We start from the raw sequence: 18,171 nt of genomic DNA, 5'->3' as shown, positions 1-18,171 counted from the left end.
ATCATGTGACGCTTTAGGGACGCCATGTCCTGTTCATGCCATTACCGCGCCCGCCGGACGCCCGATCGCCCGTCCGGTCGCCCGCGCGGTCACCTCGACGGGCACCGGCGGCACCCGTCTGGCCAAGTCGTGCCACCGGACGGGCCGCGCCCGGCCCCGAGGAGGCGGCCGCGGGCACCGACGAGGAGGATCCGGCCGCCTGCGCGGACGCCGCCGACGACGACGCAGACGATGCGGACGCGGTCGCCGCGGCGGGGTCCGACTCGGGCGACGCCGGAGCGGGAACCGCTGGCAGGGCAGCCGCGCGGCCGCCCCGGCCGGCCGCGAGCGCCCCGCCGCGGACACCACCGAGAACCCCGCCGAGCGCGCCGTCGAGACCACCGCCGAGGCCACCGTCGAACGCGGCGTCGAGGCCACCGTCCGGTCCGCCGTCCCAGCGGCCGGCGCCGGCGCCCCGGGGCAGGTATCCGGCGCGCGCGGCGGCGGCACCGAGTTGGAACCGGGTCAGCACGCCGAAGCGTTGGCACATCTCCGCCACGTCCCGTTTCACCGTCCGGTCGGAGACACCGAGCTCCCGGGCCGCACGGCTGTCGTCGAGCCCGCTGTCGAGCAGCTGGAGCAGGGCGCGCTGGCGGCGCACCGTCGCGGGCTCGTCGAGCTCGACCTCACCCGACCCGCGCCGCGCCGCCGCGTACTGGGTGCGGGTCACCATGTCCGCGATCGCCCGGACCAGAGTCGGGGCGACGACCGCGAACGCGCCGTCGTCGAGGTCGTCGTCACGCACCGGCACGAGCGCGGCGGAGCCGTCCCAGACGATCGCCCGCATCGGCAGCGCCGGCAACACGTGGATCTGCCCGATCGGCGGCAGCCGCCGCCCCTGGTGCCGCCGGCGCGCCGCCGCGACCGCGCCCGCCGTCCACACGCTGACGACGCGCACGCCCCGGCTGGCGGCCGGTACCAGCAGGTCGGGGACGTCTCCACCGAGGCCGGGCGGCGGCGGCCCGGTCAGCAGGAACCGGACGGACTGGGTCGACCTGCGGGTCAGCTCCGCCATCCGGGGGAAGATCTCGTCGCGGGCGAGAAGCTGCACGCCCGCGTTGGTCCCCGCCCGGCGGCGGCCGGCGACGTAGTCGCCGAACAGGCCCGACCGGTAGAGCTGCGCCCGTTCGTCGGCCATCCGCGCCCGCTCGGCGACCAGCGCCGCCTCGCGCATGGCGTGGCGTGCCTGCAGGACGCGCACCGGGTCCTGCGGCTCCCACTGGTGGCCGACCCGGCGGACGAGACCCGCCTCCACCAGCCGGTCCATCTCGGCCTGGACAATGGGCTCGGGGCGGCGCAGCCACTCCGCGAGCAGGTCAACCCCGCAGTAGGGGTGGCGGGCCACCGTCCGCCACACCTCGTCGGAGAATTCGTCCAGACCCTCGAATCCGAGTTCGGACAGACGCACGCCCACCCCTCCCCGCGCAGCCGCCAGCCACGAGCGACGAACATTCCAGATACGTCCCGGAAACACTTCGCTGGATTCACGGGAAATCGCGGTGCGGGGCAGACCGAGAACCGTGCTGACGCGCCGATTACATCTGGTTACGGCAAGCTATACCACTTTGGGTGACTCTTCAACGGCTTTGCGCGAATTGCGGCAGGATCGACCGCGACACAACAACAGATACACAAAGATGATCGATTGTTTGACCTGTCATGTTCTTGCATGGTGCATACGGACGATGAACCTGACACCATCCGTAACATAGCGATAATTAAACCTATACACACCAACAGAAGCCCACCTGCGCTCCGGGCCGAGAGCGGCCGTCGTCGGCGCCTGGAGCCGGCCCGTCCCACGCCACGGGCCCGGGGCGCACCGCTGAGGGCCGCCGCCAGGCGACCCGCTCCGGCTCCCGTCCACGCACAAAACCGTTACCCGCCCGTTACCTGGCCGGACGGCCCGCGATCGGCCGGGAATCGACGGCACGGGCTGGCGGGCACCCATTCCGCGCGTCCGCCCGGGGACGCCGGAGGCCGATTTGAAGATGACGTCGATGATGGCTGTCGCCGGAATGATCAGCCCGACTGTGTCTGTTCCCTGTCCCGCCACGGCACCTTCGCGATGATGTAGGTCGGCCCGCCAGGTGGGCTGTCCACGATCAACGTGCCGTCGATGGCGCCCAGCCGCTCGGTGAGGCCCGCCAGGCCGCTGCCCCGGCCGAGGCTCGCGCCCCCGCGGCCGTCGTCGGTTATCCGCAGCAGCAGATTGTCACCGACCCGGCGCAGGTCGACCAGCGCGTCCGACGCCCGGCTGTGCTTGCTGATGTTGGTGAGCAGCTCGGCGGCGGTGAAGTAGACGATGCCCTCGATCGCCGGCGCCGGCCGCTCGTCCAGCTCGACCGTCACCCGGACGGGAACCGTGCAGCGCATCCCCAGCGACGGGATCGCGCCCGGCAGGCCCCGGTCGGTGAGGATCGCGGGATGGATGCCGCGGGCCAGGTCGCGCAGCTCCCGCAGCGCCAGCTTGACCTCGCCGTGCGCCTCCTCGACCATCTTCGCCGCGGTGTCCGGGTCGTCGGCGAGCTTCTCCCGCGCCAGGCCCAGCCCCATCGCGAGCGCGACCAGCCGCGCCTGCGCGCCGTCATGCAGATCCCGCTCGATGCGCCGCAGGTCGGCCGCGGCCGTGTCGACGACGACGCCGCGGTCGGCCTCCAGCTCCCTGATCCGCCGCTCCATCCGGTCGGACGGCGAGAGCAGCGCCGAGATCATCGCCCGGTCGACGGCCGCCAGTGCCCGGGCCACGACCGGCAGCACCGGCCAGCCGACGAGCAGCAGCACCAGCGTCACGGTGAAGGTGACGATCACCCATGGCAGCCGGATCACGAAATACAGGGCGTGCCGCCAGCCGACCGGGTCCGCCACCGCGGCCCACAGCCGGCCGAAGGCACCCGTGGACGCCGACCGCGGCCGCGACGCCGTCGGAATGTGCAGGCCGAGGATGGCCCGGGCCCGGGCCCGTTCGACGGTGCCGAGCGCCCGGGTCACCACCAGGCCGATGGTCAGCAGCGGCAGGCCGACGACCGTGACCGCCATCCCCACGCCGACCGAGAACCAGACGACCACGAAGACGAACCCGACGAGGCCCGTCGGCAGGTTCAGCAACAGGAAGAGGACCCGCCGCCAGGTCCGGTTGTCGAGGGCGAAGACCTGCTCGGGCCTGGCGTCCACCCCGGCCCCGGCCCCGGGCTGGTCGGGAACGGGCTCTTTCCCGGCCGGCGGGGCCACGGGCCGCTCGGTCCGTTGGTCCGGGGTCGCGTCAACGGGGCCGGCCACTGCTGGTGCTCCTCCCGGGTGTGCGGCGGCTGCACGGGGCAGGCTCAACTCTTGCACCACTCCGTCTGGACGACGCAGCCTGGACGACGCACAAGGACACCGTACTCGTTCAACAGGACAAACAATAGCGAGGGTTTCTATCCGCTTTACGGCGGCACCGAACGAGACCACATCGTGTGACGCGAGGGCCGGCGCAAGAAAATTTCCCAACCCCCTGCCACCACAGTCGCACGGCGTGTAAGAATAAGCGCCGAACAGGAAAGTAACGGGGCGCCCTCCCGCCCTGGTCCACTGAGGATTCAGCGAGATCGCAGCCGTCGCGTCTCGGCGGCCTGGCGGTTCCGGGAGGCATGGCTCCATGGGGGGAAATGATCTGGATCAGCAGAAACCTACGGGCGGCGATGTGCCGTGACGGTATCGCTCCGGCCCCGCCCACGGCCCACATCGGGCATACATCCGAGCTGCTCAGACAGCTTGCGGGGTGTCCCCTGGCCCGGCGCCGAGCACGCTGCCGGGCCACGGTGAACCACTTTCACGCCGGCACATCCCGAGTCGCCGTACCGGGCGTTGTCCACTTTCGAAACGACCGCCGGCCGACCCGTCGATAGTTTTCTCCGGCCAGCACGAACACCGCGCGAACCTGATTCCTCAAATCCGTTCCGGGGAATCAGTTGGACACCGCACTGGAATAGTTCCGTCGACATTTCTTGCGGCGCCGGCCGAATACACCGTCCAACGACCCGTGAGGGTGGCTGGCGCCTGGGCTGCCGGCTGGCCGGCCGGGTCGTGATGCCTCGGCTGGATCCGTCCAGTGGTCTCATCCGGGCCGGAGCGATCGGCTGACCCGGGCTCCGGGCTGACCCACCGACCGCCGCGCCTCAGCGGTCTCCCGCTGGAACGCGGTGGCGGGGCTGGTAACGCCCTGTGCCCGTCATGCCCTGTGCCCGTCATGCCCGGTGCTCGTCGTGCTCGTCGTGCCCTGAGCTGGGCACATCCCGGGTCAAGGAACACCCGGGTTCGGCGCGCCCCGAGTTCGACGTGCCTGGGCTCGGCCCGCCGCCGCACGGACCCCATCTCGCACGGAGGAACCATGCACGTCCCCCTGACGTCCGGCGCGGCGTTCCCCCGCGCGGGGTTCCCGCCCGCCCATCCGGCTCCCGGCGGGGCGGGCGGCGCGGCCCCGGTCGCCCGCGACGCCTCCCCGGACCACGCGACCGTGCTGCTCGATCTGCTCTCGGATCTGCTGACCAACCTCGTGGGACTCGCCTTCGTGCTGTACATGACGGTCGGCCTGCTCGGTGTCCTGCTGGCACTGGCGCTGCGGGCCCGGCGCGGCGCGTCCCGGCCCGGTCCCGGAGCGGCGACGTGAACCTGCTCGACGCCGACGGCCGCGACGCGCGCCTGCTCGCCGCGGCCATGATCACCTTCGGGATGGTCTACCTGTTCGCGATGCTGGTGCTCTCCCGTGTCCACCGACCCCGGACGGGCACGCCCCCCGACGGCCTCTTCTTCGTCTTCGTGATGCCCTGCCTCAACGAGGAGGCGGTCATCGAGGCGAGCCTGCGCCGGCTCCTGCTCTCCCCCGCCACGAACCGCCGGGCCCTCGTCGTCGACGACGGCTCGGACGACCGGACCTCGCTGATCGTCCGCGGGGTGGCCGACGACCGGGTGTGGCTGCTGCGCCGCGAGCCACCGGACGCCCGACGGGGCAAGGGTGCCGCGCTGAACGCCGCCGTGGCCCATCTGGCGACCCGCCCGGAGATCGCCGCCCGCGACCCCGACGACGTGATCATCGCCGTGGTCGACGCGGATGGCCGTCTCGACCCGCACTCGGTGGAGGCGGTCGCCCCCTACTTCGCCGATCCCCGCACCGCCGGCGTGCAGACGGGCGTGCGCATCAACAACCGGCACACCAGCCTGCTCGCCCGGCTCCAGGACATGGAGTTCGTGATCTACACCGATGTCTTCCAGCGCGGACGCGGCCAACTGGACAATGTCGGCCTCGGTGGCAACGGCCAGTTCGTCCGGCTCTCGGCGCTGCGGTCCCTCGGCGGCGACCCGTGGTCGCACAGCCTGACCGAGGATCTCGATCTCGGTGTCCGGCTGCTGCTGACGGGCTGGCGCAACCAGTTCTGCCCGCAGGCGGACGTCCACCAGCAGGGGGTCGTCCGGCTGGGACGGCTGCTGCGGCAGCGGTCGCGCTGGTTCCAGGGCCACCTGCAGTCGTGGGCGCTGATGCCCCGCGTGCTGCGGCAGGCGCGGGCCCGGGCGCTGCCCGACATGCTGTTTCACCTCTCCAGCCCGCTGCTGATCCTCCTCGCGTCGCTGCTGACGGCCGCCTTCGTGCTCAGCACGGTGGGCGTGCTGACGAGCTGGCTCGCCGGCGGGCCGGCGCCGGACCCGCGCTACTTCCTCGGCGCCTACCTGATGGCGGCGGGACCGGCGCTGGTCTGCGCGCTGATCTACCGGTCACGCGAGCCGCTTGTTGGCTTCGGCGTGGTCCGCCTAGCCGGCTATGCGCACCTCTACATGCTGTACGCGCTGGTGTGGTTCGTCGCCGGCTGGTGGGCGATGGGACGGGTGGTCAGCGGCCGGACGAGCTGGCACAAGACCGCCCGAACCCCGGAGAGCGCGCCACCCACGCCCCTCCAGCCAGTGTCCGCCGCTCCCGCCGCTCCCGAGGGACCGGACCGGTGAGCGCCAACCACGACCACACCGACCTCCACCACAGCCGCCACCTCGGCCAGGAGCGTGGCCGGCCTGGCACCGGCCCGCCAGCCAGGTCCGCCGTCGGCTCGCCGCGCCCGCCGCGTCGGCGGGTCCGCCGCCGGTATCGGCTCGTCGTCCTCGCGCTGGTCAGCGCGGGCGGGATGGCCGCTCTCGCCGGGCTGTGGGCGGTCATCTCGCTCAGCACCGAGGACGGGCCGACCCGCTGGCGGGACGGGACCAGGCACGGCCCGTGGCTGGCGGTCTTCGACGGCTACGGCCGCACCGCCGGGCAGCTCGAGGCCGGCGGCCTGGTGATCACACTCACCCCCCGGACCGCCGACGCGCCGGAGCGCACCCACGCCGGCCTGGTGGTCAGCTCGGAGCACTACAGCGACGTGCGGTTCACCACGCAGGTGCGCACCGTCCGCCAGCTGCGCCACGGCACCCCAGCCCCGTGGGAGGTCGGCTGGGTGCTCTGGAACTACACCGACCCGGCGCACTTCTACGCCTTCGCGCTGAAGCCCAACGGCTGGGAGCTCAGCAAGCAGGACCCCGCCTACCCCGGCGGCCAGCGGTTCCTGGCCAGCGGGCCTGCGCCGCGGGCCCGCCTAGGCAGCTGGCACACGGTGGAGGTGATCCACGACCGGGACTCGATGGCGGTGTCCGTGGACGGCGTCCCCACGGTGCGGATGCAGGACACCGAGCGCCCCTACGTCTCCGGTGCCGTCGGCCTGTACTGCGAGGACTCCGTCGTGGAGTTCCGCAGGTCCGGCGCCCGCCACCTGCGCCCGGCCGACCAGCCGCCGTTCTGACCGGCCGCCGTTCTGACCGGCCGCCGTTCCGGCTGGCGCCGACCGGCCGCCGTTCGGACCGGCGGCCCCCGAGCACCCGCCTCTCGGCGCGGTGGAGTTCAGCCGTTCACAAACGATCAAGGATGGGAGGATTCGACATGACCGACAGCTCTGACGGTCGCACGGTGCTGCTCGTGTACGGCACCAGACCCGAAGCGATCAAGATGGCTCCGGTGGTCCATGAACTTGGACGGACCGGCCCGCTGCGGCCGGTCGTGGCCGTCACCGGCCAGCACCGGTCCATGCTCGACCAGGTCAACGACCTCTTCGGCATAGTTCCCGACTACGACCTCGGGATCCTCCGGGACCGGCAGTCGCTGGCCGGGGTGACCACCCGCTCGCTCGGCGGCCTGGAGTCGGTGATGGCCGAGGTGCGCCCGGACGTCGTGGTCGTCCAGGGCGACACGACGACGGCGTTCACCGGTGCCCTCGCCGCGTTCTACCAGGGCCTGCCCGTCGTCCACATGGAAGCCGGGCTGCGCACCGAGGACCCGGCCTCGCCGTTCCCGGAGGAGATCAACCGCCGGCTCACCTCGCAGCTCGCCGACCTGCACCTGGCGCCCACGCCGTCGGCCCGGGCGAACCTGCTGGCGGAGGGCATCCGGCCGGAGTCGGTGCTGGTCACCGGCAACACCGTCATCGACGCGCTGCTGCACGTCACGGCGGCACCGCCCCCGCCGGACCGGCTGCTCGCCGAGGTCCGCCAGCGCTCGGGCGACGGCCGGCGGCAGGTGCTGCTCGTCACCGCGCACCGGCGCGAGTCGTGGGGGGAGCCACTCGCGCGGGTCGGCGCGGCGCTCGCCCGGCTGGCCGAGCAGCGGCCCGAGCTGCTGATCGTGCTGCCCGTGCACCGCAACCCGGTGGTGCGGGAGACGGTCCTGCCGCCGGTGGAGGGGTTCCCCAACATCCTCGTCGCCGATCCCGTCGACTACGCCGCCTTCGCGCACCTGATGAAGGCTGCGACGGTCGTTCTGACGGACAGCGGCGGCATCCAGGAGGAGGCGCCCAGCCTGGGCAAGCCGGTCCTGGTGCTGCGGGACAACACCGAGCGGCCCGAGGGGGTGCAGGCCGGCACCGCCTGCCTGGTCGGCACCGAGCCGAACCGGATCGTCGCGGCCGTCGACCGGCTCCTCGACGATCCCGTCGCCTACGCGGCGATGGCGGAGGCGATCAACCCCTACGGCGACGGGCAGGCGGCGCGCCGCACCGTCGCCGCGATCGCGCACCGCTTCAGCGACGCGCCCGCCCCGGACTCCTTCGTCCCGCGCCCGCGCACGATCACCATTCCCCTCCAGCCGGCCGCCCCGGGGCAGGAGCTGACCGGCTCCGCCGCCGGTCGACGAGAGGAGTCCGGAACATGACCCCGCCGCTCAGGTGGCTCCCGCGCCGGCGCACGAGCTGTCCCGACGGCACCGGTCGGGGTGTCCGCCGGGGCATCAGACGCGGTGGCCGCGCGGCGACGACCGCCGGGCTGCTCGCGGTCGTGCTCGGTGCCGGCGCCGGTGCCGCGGCACCCGTGGACGCGGCACCGGACGCGCCCAAGCACCCGCCGCGGCACGCCCGCGCGGCCACCCCGCAGGTGCTGCCCGCCGAGGGGCGCTTCGCCTCACCGCCGGCTCCACCGGCGCCGCCGCGCACCCCGCCGCCACGGCGGGCCGCGCGGCCCGTCCCGGGCACGAACCAGCGCCCGCCCGCGGCACCGGACGGCGCCACCGGGCCCGGGGCCGCGTCGGCGCCGTCCGGCCAGGCGACCGGGACGGGCACCCTGATCCTGTACGACACCACCGGCGCGTGGGGGTGGCTGGGCGAGCAGTACGCCATGCAGGCGGCCAACCTGGCCTCCCGGTTCGGCACCTGGCAGGCCCGTCCGGTCAGTTCGTACACCGCGGGCCAGATGTCCGCGTACGCCGCGGTGGTGTACGTCGGGTCGACCTACGACGAGCAGGTCCCGACGGCGTTCCTCACCGACGTGCTGGCGGGGAACCGGCCCGTGGTGTGGATGTACAACAACATCTGGCAGCTCACGTCGCAGGCGCCGACCTTCCCGACGACGTACGGGTGGAACTGGTCCGGCTTCGACACGTCGGCGATCGGGACCGTCAGCTACAAAGGGACCGATCTGACCCGGTACACGGCGAACGCCGCCGGGATCATGAACTACGCCTCCGTGGACACCACCAGGGCCACGGTGCTCGCCGAGGCGGTGCGCGGTGACGGCACCCGCTTCCCCTGGGCGCTGCGGTCCGGGAACCTGACCTACATCGGCGAGATCCCGTTCGCCTACGCCGACATGACCGACCGCTACCTCGCGGTGGCCGACATGCTCTTCGACGTCCTCGCGCCGCAGACCGCCGCCCGGCACCGCGGGCTCGTCCGCATCGAGGACGTCGGGCCGGACGCCGACCCCGCGGAGCTGCACGCGATCGCCGACTACCTGTCCTCTGCGCAGGTACCGTTCTCGGTCGCCGTCTACCCGCGGTACGTGGACGCGAACGGCACGTACAACAACGGCGTACCGCAGGACTACACTCTCGCGTCCAAACCGGCGGTGGTCAGCGCGCTGAAGTACATGACCCAGCGCGGCGGCACACTGATCATGCACGGCTGGACGCACCAGTTCTCGAACGTCGCCAACCCGTACTCGGGCGCGAGCGCGGACGACTTCGAGTTCTTCCGGGCGCATGTCGACGCCCAGGACTACGTGGTCTACGACGGACCCGTGCCCGGCGACAGCCAGGCGTGGGCGACCGACCGGATGAACGGCTCGGCCGCCGCGTTCACCGCCGCCGGGCTGCCGGTGCCGACGACCTTCGAGTTCCCGCACTACGCCGCGTCCGCCCCCGACTACGCCGCGGCCCGGGCGAAGTTCCCGCGCCGCTACGACCGCGGGCTCTACTTCCGCAACCAGCTCGCCGGCGGCGCGGTGGACCACACGAAGTACGGCGGCCAGTTCTTCCCGTACCCGGTGACGGACGTCCACGGGTCCTTCGTCATTCCAGAGAACATCGGGAACATCGAGCCCGAGCCGTTCAACAACCACCTGGCGCGGCTGCCCGCGGAGCTGATCGACGCGGCCCGGCGCAATCTGGTCGTCCGGGACGGTTTCGCCAGCATGTTCTACCACCCGTATCTGGGCGTTGACTACCTGCGCCAGACGGTGGAGGGCGTGCGCGCCCTCGGATACACCTTCGTCGCGGCCGGCTCCGTCGTCGCGGGCGGGTAGATCTGACGGGCGCGGGAGTCCACCGGGGCTCCCGCGCCCGTCGCTTTCACGGATCTGTTTCCGACTTTCCCGGGACCGCGTTTCCCCCCGCGGTGCGCCTGTTCCCGTGGATTTCGTTCGCACGGTTCTCCGGGAGCGCTACCGCGAGGCCCGGCCGGTGATGGCGACGCGTGCGCCGAGGCCGGTCAGGTAGAGCGGGCTGCGGTCGGTGAATCCGGCGACGTCCTCCTCGCCGATGTAGAGATCGAGGTGGCGCTGCCCGCCGAGCCCCGGCGTGAACTCGTCCCGGACCTCCCACGTCCCGCGCCGCAGCGCCGCACACGCGTTCGGGTCGATCTCGGAGCCGTCCTCCTCGTGCCCGCAGTCCTCGACCACGAAGGTCGTGCCGGCCGGCAGGGTGGAGGAGTCGGCCGCGGCGCTGCGGAACGGGACCAGCGCCCGCCCGGCGGTGTCGACCGGGACATCGTCGATCCAGAAGCCGGAATCGTACGACCAGTTCAGCACCGAGCCCCGCCGCGGGCCGCTGGTGATCCGCCCAGTGCCCTCCTCACGCACCACCTGGACGAATCCGGCCGGGAACGTCCCGAGGAAATCGTTACCAAAGACGCAGTCGAGCTGGGGGCAGCCTCGCACCGTCAGAGGTGGGCCGTCATGAAAACGCTCCACGGCCGTGTAGTAGACGGTGATCTCCCAGTCGCCTTCGGGCCCGCTCGGGGGGTGGCCACCAGCCGACGGCGCACAGCCACCCATTCCGATCAGCAGGGTTCCGGCGATTCCGGACATGGCGGAAACCGCCGTACGCCGATTCAGCCACCGGACCTTGTTCACGATGCCCACGACACGACACTGTCCCGGTTTCCCCAACGGCGGGCAACGATCTCCGCCGAAAAAGGCTCCGGGCCACCGCGGAAGACCACACTGTATTTACGCCGGGGCCGGATTCAGGACGCGCGCGCGGACACCAGCGGCCCGTGACTCGCCGGGACGCACCGGCCGTGCACGGGCAGCGGCAGCGGCCCCGGCGGGCCCAGGAACTCGCCCTGCCCCTGGTCCACACCGGCGGCGGTCAGCACGCGCAGCTCGTTCGCCCTCTGGATGCCCTCCGCCACGAGACACGCCCCGATCTGCCGGGAGAAGTGCACGAGCGCCTCGACGAGCGCGCGCCGCGCCGCGTCGGCACCGATGTCCGTGGTCAGCCAGAGGTTCATCTTCACGACGTCCGGCAGGATCTGCACCAGCCGGCGCAGGCTCGCGTAGGCGACGCCGACGTTGTCCACCGCGATCCGTACCCCCATCTCCCGCAGCTCGTAGAGGCGGGCGAGCGTGCTGGGCAGGTCGTGGATGCCGTCCCGTTCGGTGATCTCGACGATCAGCTGGTCGGTCGCCGTGGCCGCGAGCAGCTCCCCGAGGCGGCCGGACGCGATGGTCGCCGGGGACGCGTTCACCGCGAGCGACAGCCCGCGCGGGAACCTGGGCAGCTCCGCGACCGCGGCCCGGATCGCCGCCAGCTCCAGATCGATTCCCATCCCGACCGACGCGGCGTGCGCGAACCAGCGGTCCGGCGGAAGATCACCGAAGTACGGGCCGGCGGCGGTGCGGTCGTCGGCCTCCTCACCGGCCGCCCCACCAGCCTGGTCACCGGTCTCCTCACCGAGGTCCCCGGCCGGCTCCCCCGACGGCGCGGGGAAGGTGGGGAAGCGGGCCAGCGCCTCGGCGCCCACGAGGCCGTGCGTCGGCAGGTCGAACACCGGCTGGAAGACCATCACCGGCCCGCCGCGGGCGATGACCTGCGCGATCACGCTCCGGATGTGGTCGTCGTCCGCCCCGCCGCGGTGCAGGGCGGACACCGCGTCCGCCACGACGTCGGCGAGCAGGCCCAGGAAGCGGGCCTCGCGGTCGCCCAGGCCCGGGTCCGGCTCGGTGCTCAGCGCGCACAGCATGCCGTAGACCTCGCCGCTGTCGAGGTACACAGGCGCGCCCACGTACGAGCCGATGCCCAGCTCGCGGGTGACGGCCAGGGCGGCGGTGCGCTGATCCGCCCGAGCGTCGGGGATGACGGCGGGCAGCCGCCCGTCCAGCACCCGGGCGCAGTAGGTCGCCTCCTGCTCGACCTGCCTGCCGACCAGGCGCTCGACCAGCTCACCCTCCCCGGAGATCAGGTCGATGACCTGTTCGTCCCCGGTGAACCGCGACAGCCAGGCGACGTCCGTCCCGAGGTGGCGGCGGGCCAGGTCCAACACCCGGGCCACCTCGTCGGTACGCTCGCGCACCCGTCCGCCGACGCGACGGTCCCGGCCACGCCGACGGTCACGGCCGTCACGGCCGTCACGTGGGTCCTGCGACCCAGCCCCGCTAGCGAAAACACTCACCAGTCCACCTCCACGGGTGTGTCCCAGGCGTCCAGCCCGGCCCGTGTGGACGTCCGCGGCGGTAGGCTTTTGCGCCATCGCCGGACTTCCGTCACCCCGTACCGTTTCCCGCGGCCCGGTGTCCCGCGACGCGGTCACGGGCGGGAAGGCCGGCTGGCTCCGCCGGCTGACGCGTCAGTGCTGGCGGCACCGCGCGGCGCTGATCACCACCTGGGTCTGTGCGGTGACCGGGATGACCATCAGCGCGCTCACCCCGCTGCTACCCAGGGTGATCATCGATGATGTGATCATCGCGCGGTCCCGGCCGATGCTGCCCTGGGCCGGGCTGATGCTGCTGGCCGGGATCGCCGCCTACCTCCTCCTCATGGTGCGCCGGCGCTGCGGAGCCCGCATGACGCAGGAGGTCACGCACGACCTGCGGACGGCGATGTTCACCTCGCTCACCCGCCTGGACGGCGCCGGCCAGGACTCCCTGGAGATCGGCCAGGTGATCGGCCGCAACACCTCGGATCTGACCCGGGTCCAGAACCTGCTCACCCGCACCCCCACGGCGCTCGGCGGCCTTGTGGCGCTGGCCGTCTCGCTCGGGGCGATGGTGGTCCTCTCCCCGCGGCTCACCGCCGTCGCGCTGGTGACCCTGCCGGTGCTCGGCGCGCTCTCCCTGACCAGTCGCGTGACGCTGTTCCCCGCCTCCTGGTACGCGCAGCAGCAGGAGGCGGCGGTCGCCGGGGTGGTGGCGGCGACGGTGTTCGGCGTGCGGGTCGTCAAGGGCTTCGGGCAGGAGGAACGCGAGCTGAACCGGCTGGAGGCGGTGGCCGCCAGGCTGTTCGCCCACCAGCTGCGCGTGGTGCGCATCGACAGCCGCTTCGCGCCGTCGATCCGGGCCGTGCCGTCGCTGGGACAGATCGCGATGCTCGCCTTCGGCGGCGCGCTCGCCGTGCACGGCCAGCTCTCGCTCGGCACCTTCATCGCGTTCGCCACCTACCTGACCAGGATCAACCAGCCGATCCGCAACCTGGTCGCGCTGGTGACCCTGGCACAGCAGGCCCGGGCCAGCGCCGAGCGGATCTTCGAGGTCATCGACACCGGCCCCACCGTCGTCCAGCGCCCGGACGCGGCCGACCTCGACGTCGCCGAGGACCCCGCGGACGGGCCGGCGAGGGTGCGGCCCGCCCAGGCACGGCCGGTGCCGGGTGCCGCGGCCGTCGAGTTCGACGACGTCTCGTTCGGCTATCAGGACGGCCGGCTCGTCCTGGACCGCTTCCGGCTGGCGGTGGCGCCCGGCGAGACGGTCGCGCTCGTCGGCCGCTCCGGCTCCGGCAAGACCACCGCCGCGGCGCTGCTCAGCCGCTTCTACGACCCGTCCGCGGGCGTCGTGCGGGTGTACGGGCACGACGTGCGCGATCTGACGCTGACGAGCCTGCGCGGGCTGATCGGCGTCGTCGGCGACGACGGCCTGCTGTTCTCGACCAGCCTGTGGGAGAACATCGCCTACGGGCGCCGGGACGCCCCGACCGCGACGGTGCTCGCGGCGGCGCGCGCGTCGCGGGTCGACGAGTTCGCCACCGACCTGCCCGAGGGCTACCGGACCAGGGTCGGCGAACGCGGCCTGACGCTCTCCGGGGGCCAGCGCCAGCGCGTCGCGATCGCCCGGGCGATCGTCGCCGACACTCCCGTCCTCGTGCTGGACGACGCGACGTCCGCGATCGACGCGGAGGTCGAGGCGGAGATCCACCGGGAGCTGCGGACGGTCACCTCGACCCGGACGACACTGCTGATCGCCCACCGCCGGGCGACGCTGCGCCTGGCCGACCGGATCGGGGTCGTCGAGCAGGGCCGGATCATCGACATCGGCACCCACGACGAGCTGATCGCGCGCTGCGCCGCCTACCGCGACCTGATCACCCCGGATGTCCCGGCCGACCCGGCCGACCAGGACGACCAGGACGACCAGGACGACCCGGGTGACTTTCCGGCCCCGCGGCCCCGCGAGCCCACGGAAGCGACCACACTCACCGAGACCTCGGTGCCGGACATCCAGGCCGCCGCCGTTCCCGAACTGGAAGGACTGCCGGCGGCGCTGCGGCGCCGGGTGCTGGCGCTGCCGCCCGCCCTGGACACCCCGGACCTGGACCAGGAGGTCGTCCGCGCCCGCGACCCCCGCTTCGGGCTCGCCGCCATCGGCCGGCTGCTGTGGGCCTCGCTCACCATCGCCTGGCTGCTGCTCGTCATCGACAGCCTCACCACGCTGGCGCTGCCCATCCTGATCCGGCACGGCATCGACGAGGGCGTGACGGCCCGCTCGCTGCCGGTGGTACTCGGCACCGCCGGGGTCGGCGTCGCCGTCATCGCCGTCTCGTGGAGCGCGCACACCGCCCAGATCCGGGTGGTCGGCCGTCTCGGCGCACGGGTCGGCTACCTGCTGCGGGTGAAGCTGTTCGCGCACCTGCAACGCCTCGGCCTCGACTTCTACGAACGCGAGGCCAGTGGACGGGTGATGACCCGCCTCACCTCGGACGTCGACCAGATCGCCGACTTCATGCGGAGCGACGCCGCGTCATCCGCCGTCTCCGTTCTGACGGCGCTGGGCATCGCGATCGCCCTGGTCGTCATCGACCCCGGCCTCGCACTGGCCGTGTTCGCGCTGGTCCCGCCACTCGTCATCGGCACGGTGTTCTTCCGCGGACGGGCCGCGCGGGCGCACGCCGACGCCCGCGAGAGCCTGGCCGAGCTCACCGCCGAGCTACAGGAGAACGTCACCGCGATGCGGGTCGTCCAGGCGTTCCGCCGCGAGCCCGACGCCCTCGACCGTTACCGCGACCGCAGCGCCACCTACCGCGACCAGCGGTTACGCGCCGTCCGGTACCTCGCCTACTACTTCCCCTACATCCAGTTGCTGTCGACGGCGGCGAGCGTGGCGGTGCTGCTCGTCGGCTCCGGGCGGGTACACGCCGGGACGCTGACCATCGGCGCGCTCGCCGCCTACCTGCTCTACATCGAGCTGTTCTTCGCGCCGATCCAGGATCTCGCCGAGGTGTTCGACGAGTACCAGGCGGTCATGGTGGCGCTGGGGCATGCCCGGGAGCTGATGGCCGTCCAACCCGTGCCGGCGGACGCCCCGCACGCGCGGCCGGTCGAGCGGCTGCGCGGCGAGATCAGCCTCACCGGCGCCGGCTTCACCTACCCGGGCTCCGCCACGGCCGCGCTGCGGGACGTGAACGTCACCATCCCCGCCGGCCAGACGGTGGCGCTGGTGGGCCGGACGGGCTCGGGCAAGTCCACCCTCACCAAGATCATCGCTCGCTACTACGACCTCACCGAGGGCACCCTGCGCGTCGACGGCGTCGACGTCCGCGGGTACGCGCTGGCCGACTACCGGCGGCGGCTGGGCCCGGTGCCCCAGGAGGCCCATCTGTTCGCGGGCACGGTCCGCGACGCGATCGCCTATGGACGTCCCGACGCACCGGACGAGCAGGTCAGAGCCGCCGCGCGCACCGCGGGGGCCGAGGAGATGATCGCCGGGCTGCCCGGCGGCTACGGCTACCGGGTGCGCGACCAGGGCCGCAACCTCTCCGCCGGCCAGCGCCAGCTCCTCGCCCTCGCCCGCGCCCACCTCGTCGGGCCGGACATTCTCCTGCTCGACGAGGCCACAGCGGCCCTCGACCTCGCCTCCGAGGCCGCGGTCGCCCGCGCCGCGGCCGAGATCGGGCGCTCGCGCACCACGGTGGTGGTCGCGCACCGGCTGACCACCGCCGCGCGCGCCGACCGCGTGCTGGTGCTGGACGGCGGCCGTCTCGTCGAGGACGGCACGCACGGCGCGCTGATGGCGGCCGGCGGCCACTACGCCCGCCTGTGGGCGGCCTACGCGCACGAACACCGCCTGGAACTCCCGGCGGACGCCGCACCGACTTGACCTTGACCCTGCGTCAGGGCTCCAGCATGGCGGCGTGACCGCTACCAACCCCGCGATCGAGGTTTCCGGACTCACCAAGTCCTACGGCGACCACGCCGTGCTGGACGGAGTCGACCTGACCGTCCCGGAGGGCACCGTCTACGCGCTCCTCGGACCCAACGGCGCCGGCAAGACGACCATCGTCAACATCCTCTCCGCCCTGCTGACCCCCGGTGACGGCGAGATCCGCGTCGCCGGCTTCGACGTACGACGCGAGCCTGCCGGGGTGCGCGCGGCGATCGGTGTCACCGGGCAGTTCTCCGCGATCGACGAGCTGCTCACCGGCCGCGAGAACCTGCGGCTGATGGCCGACCTGGCGCACCTGGACCGGGTGACCGCGACCGCCGCCGTGACCGTGATGCTGGAGCGCTTCGATCTCGTCGACGCCGCCGACCGGCGGGCGCAGACGTACTCGGGCGGCATGAAGCGACGGCTGGATCTGGCGATGACACTCATCGCCCGGCCCCGACTGATCTTCCTCGACGAGCCGACGGCCGGTCTCGACCCGCGCAGCCGTCGCGACCTGTGGGCGATCGTGCGCGAGCAGGTCGCCGACGGCGTGACGGTGCTGCTGACGACGCAGTACCTCGACGAGGCCGACCAGCTGGCCGACCGGATCGGGGTCCTCGACGGTGGCCGGCTGGTCGCCGAGGGCACGGCGGCGGAGCTGAAGCGGCGGGTGCCCGGCGGGCATGTGTCGGTGCAGTTCACCGACGCCGCGGGGCTGGCCGCGGCCGCGGCGGCGCATCCGGAGGCCACCACCGACGCCGAGGCGCTCACCCTTCGGGTGCCGGGCGACGGCAGCATCGCCGGGCTGCGCCGCGTGCTCGACGGCCTCGACGACGACGACGTTGCCGGCCTGACAGTCGAGTCCCCCGACCTCGACGACGTGTTCCTCGCGCTCACCGGCCATGCGACCGAGGCGCCCGCAGCCGAGGAGATCCCCGCATGAGCACCACCTACACCGTCCGTGACTCGGCGACGATGCTGCGGCGCAACCTGCTGCACATCCGCCGCTATCCCTCATTGTCGATCATGCTGGTCGCACAGCCGATCGTGTTCCTGCTGCTGTTCGTGTACGTGTTCGGCGGGACCCTGGGCGCCGGCCTGCCAGGCCAGGAGGGCGGCGGAGACCGCAGCGACTACCTCGTGTTCATCACGCCAGGCATCCTGATCATGACCGTCGCCAGCGTCGCGCTCGGCACCGCGATCTCGACCGCGACCGACATGACCACCGGGATCATCGCCCGGTTCCGCACCATGGACATCGCCCGGGTGTCGGTGCTCACCGGCCACGTGCTGGGCGCTGTCATCAGGACCGGATTCGCCGTGGTGATCGTGACGGCGTTCGCGTTCCTGCTCGGGTTCCGCTCCGACGCCGGTCCGCTCGGCTGGCTCGGCGCGATCGGGCTGCTGATCCTCATCGCGTTCTCACTCACCTGGCTGACCGTCGGCATGGGCCTGGCGGCGGACAGCGTCGAGACGGCCAGCAACACCCCCCTGTTCCTGGTGATCCTGCCGTTCATCAGCAGCGCCTTCGTACCGACCGACGCGATGCCGGCCGGGCTGCGCCAGTTCGCGGAGCACCAGCCGTTCACCCCGATGATCGACACCCTCCGCGCACTCGTCACGGGCGCGGCGACGGACTCCGACCTGTGGCTCGCGATCGGCTGGTGCGCCCTGATCGCGCTGCTCGGCTACCTCTGGTCGCGTCGGCTTTTCCTCCGCGTGCCCGCGAGATAGGAGACT

Annotated in this window: 12 protein-coding genes; 8 read left to right on the top strand and 4 right to left on the bottom strand. The window is 72.6% G+C overall.

Features of this window, described 5'->3' with window-relative positions; genetic code table 11:
• Positions 1-13: 13 nt before the first annotated feature.
• Entirely contained in the window at positions 14-1,447 is a 1,434-nt protein-coding gene (locus FRANEAN1_RS01890) for a LuxR family transcriptional regulator (RefSeq protein ID WP_012157830.1), read from the bottom strand.
• Between the two features lie 614 nt (positions 1,448-2,061).
• Positions 2,062-3,318: a sensor domain-containing protein gene (locus tag FRANEAN1_RS01885; RefSeq protein WP_012157828.1), complete on the bottom strand. Its 1,257-nt coding sequence runs from the start codon at positions 3,316-3,318 to the stop codon at positions 2,062-2,064.
• Between the two features lie 1,090 nt (positions 3,319-4,408).
• Here FRANEAN1_RS01885 and FRANEAN1_RS01880 point away from each other — a divergent pair.
• The 5 genes from FRANEAN1_RS01880 to FRANEAN1_RS01860 all read left to right on the top strand — a co-directional run bounded on the left by FRANEAN1_RS01880 (position 4,409) and on the right by FRANEAN1_RS01860 (position 10,101).
• Entirely contained in the window at positions 4,409-4,687 is a 279-nt protein-coding gene (locus FRANEAN1_RS01880) for a hypothetical protein (protein WP_012157826.1), read from the top strand.
• Positions 4,684-6,015: a glycosyltransferase family 2 protein gene (locus tag FRANEAN1_RS01875; protein ID WP_012157825.1), complete on the top strand. Its 1,332-nt coding sequence runs from the start codon at positions 4,684-4,686 to the stop codon at positions 6,013-6,015. Before FRANEAN1_RS01880 ends, FRANEAN1_RS01875 begins: the two co-directional genes overlap by 4 nt.
• Positions 6,012-6,839, top strand: coding sequence for a family 16 glycoside hydrolase (locus tag FRANEAN1_RS01870; protein WP_012157824.1), 828 nt, complete (start codon positions 6,012-6,014; stop codon positions 6,837-6,839). The genes FRANEAN1_RS01875 and FRANEAN1_RS01870 overlap by 4 nt, the downstream gene beginning before the upstream one ends.
• Before the next feature lie 137 nt (positions 6,840-6,976).
• A complete protein-coding gene (wecB, locus tag FRANEAN1_RS01865) occupies positions 6,977-8,239 on the top strand; it encodes a UDP-N-acetylglucosamine 2-epimerase (non-hydrolyzing) (protein WP_012157823.1) in 1,263 nt (420 codons plus the stop codon).
• Positions 8,236-10,101, top strand: coding sequence for a polysaccharide deacetylase family protein (locus FRANEAN1_RS01860; RefSeq protein ID WP_347176945.1), 1,866 nt, complete (start codon positions 8,236-8,238; stop codon positions 10,099-10,101). Before wecB ends, FRANEAN1_RS01860 begins: the two co-directional genes overlap by 4 nt.
• 138 nt (positions 10,102-10,239) lie before the next feature.
• Here the strand turns inward: FRANEAN1_RS01860 and FRANEAN1_RS01855 are convergent, their stop codons facing one another.
• Together FRANEAN1_RS01855 and FRANEAN1_RS01850 are read right to left on the bottom strand one after the other, a co-directional pair.
• Positions 10,240-10,884 (bottom strand): hypothetical protein, encoded by a 645-nt coding sequence (locus tag FRANEAN1_RS01855; RefSeq protein ID WP_041255285.1) that lies wholly within the window; start codon positions 10,882-10,884, stop codon positions 10,240-10,242.
• Between the two features lie 158 nt (positions 10,885-11,042).
• Positions 11,043-12,371, bottom strand: a complete 1,329-nt coding sequence (locus FRANEAN1_RS01850) for an EAL domain-containing protein (RefSeq protein ID WP_041253607.1) — start codon at positions 12,369-12,371, stop codon at positions 11,043-11,045.
• A gap of 217 nt (positions 12,372-12,588) precedes the next feature.
• Here FRANEAN1_RS01850 and FRANEAN1_RS01845 point away from each other — a divergent pair, with 217 nt between their 5' ends.
• The 3 genes from FRANEAN1_RS01845 to FRANEAN1_RS01835 are packed head-to-tail and all read left to right on the top strand — an operon-like array spanning position 12,589 to position 18,165.
• Positions 12,589-16,383, top strand: coding sequence for an ABC transporter ATP-binding protein (locus tag FRANEAN1_RS01845; protein ID WP_012157819.1), 3,795 nt, complete (start codon positions 12,589-12,591; stop codon positions 16,381-16,383).
• A 34-nt stretch (positions 16,384-16,417) separates the two neighbouring features.
• A complete protein-coding gene (locus FRANEAN1_RS01840) occupies positions 16,418-17,374 on the top strand; it encodes an ATP-binding cassette domain-containing protein (protein WP_012157818.1) in 957 nt (318 codons plus the stop codon).
• Complete coding sequence (locus FRANEAN1_RS01835; RefSeq protein WP_012157817.1) at positions 17,371-18,165, top strand: ABC transporter permease; 795 nt, start codon at positions 17,371-17,373, stop codon at positions 18,163-18,165. The genes FRANEAN1_RS01840 and FRANEAN1_RS01835 overlap by 4 nt, the downstream gene beginning before the upstream one ends.
• Positions 18,166-18,171: the final 6 nt, after the last annotated feature.

The organism is Parafrankia sp. EAN1pec (assembly GCF_000018005.1).
Taxonomy (GTDB): Bacteria; Actinomycetota; Actinomycetes; order Frankiales; family Frankiaceae; genus Parafrankia; species Parafrankia soli.
Note: the sequence above shows the minus strand (reverse complement) of the source record. Positions and strands in the feature narration are given on the sequence as shown.

Bases quoted from the DNA above. Each gene is read 5' to 3' on its own strand.
- FRANEAN1_RS01860 (WP_347176945.1), top strand. From the start codon at position 8,236: ATGACCCCGCCGCTCAGGTGGCTCCCGCGCCGGCGCACGAGCTGTCCC.
- wecB (WP_012157823.1), top strand. From the start codon at position 6,977: ATGACCGACAGCTCTGACGGTCGCACGGTGCTGCTCGTGTACGGCACC.
- FRANEAN1_RS01835 (WP_012157817.1), top strand. From the start codon at position 17,371: ATGAGCACCACCTACACCGTCCGTGACTCGGCGACGATGCTGCGGCGC.
- FRANEAN1_RS01855 (WP_041255285.1), bottom strand. From the start codon at position 10,884: ATGTCCGGAATCGCCGGAACCCTGCTGATCGGAATGGGTGGCTGTGCG.
- FRANEAN1_RS01880 (WP_012157826.1), top strand. From the start codon at position 4,409: ATGCACGTCCCCCTGACGTCCGGCGCGGCGTTCCCCCGCGCGGGGTTC.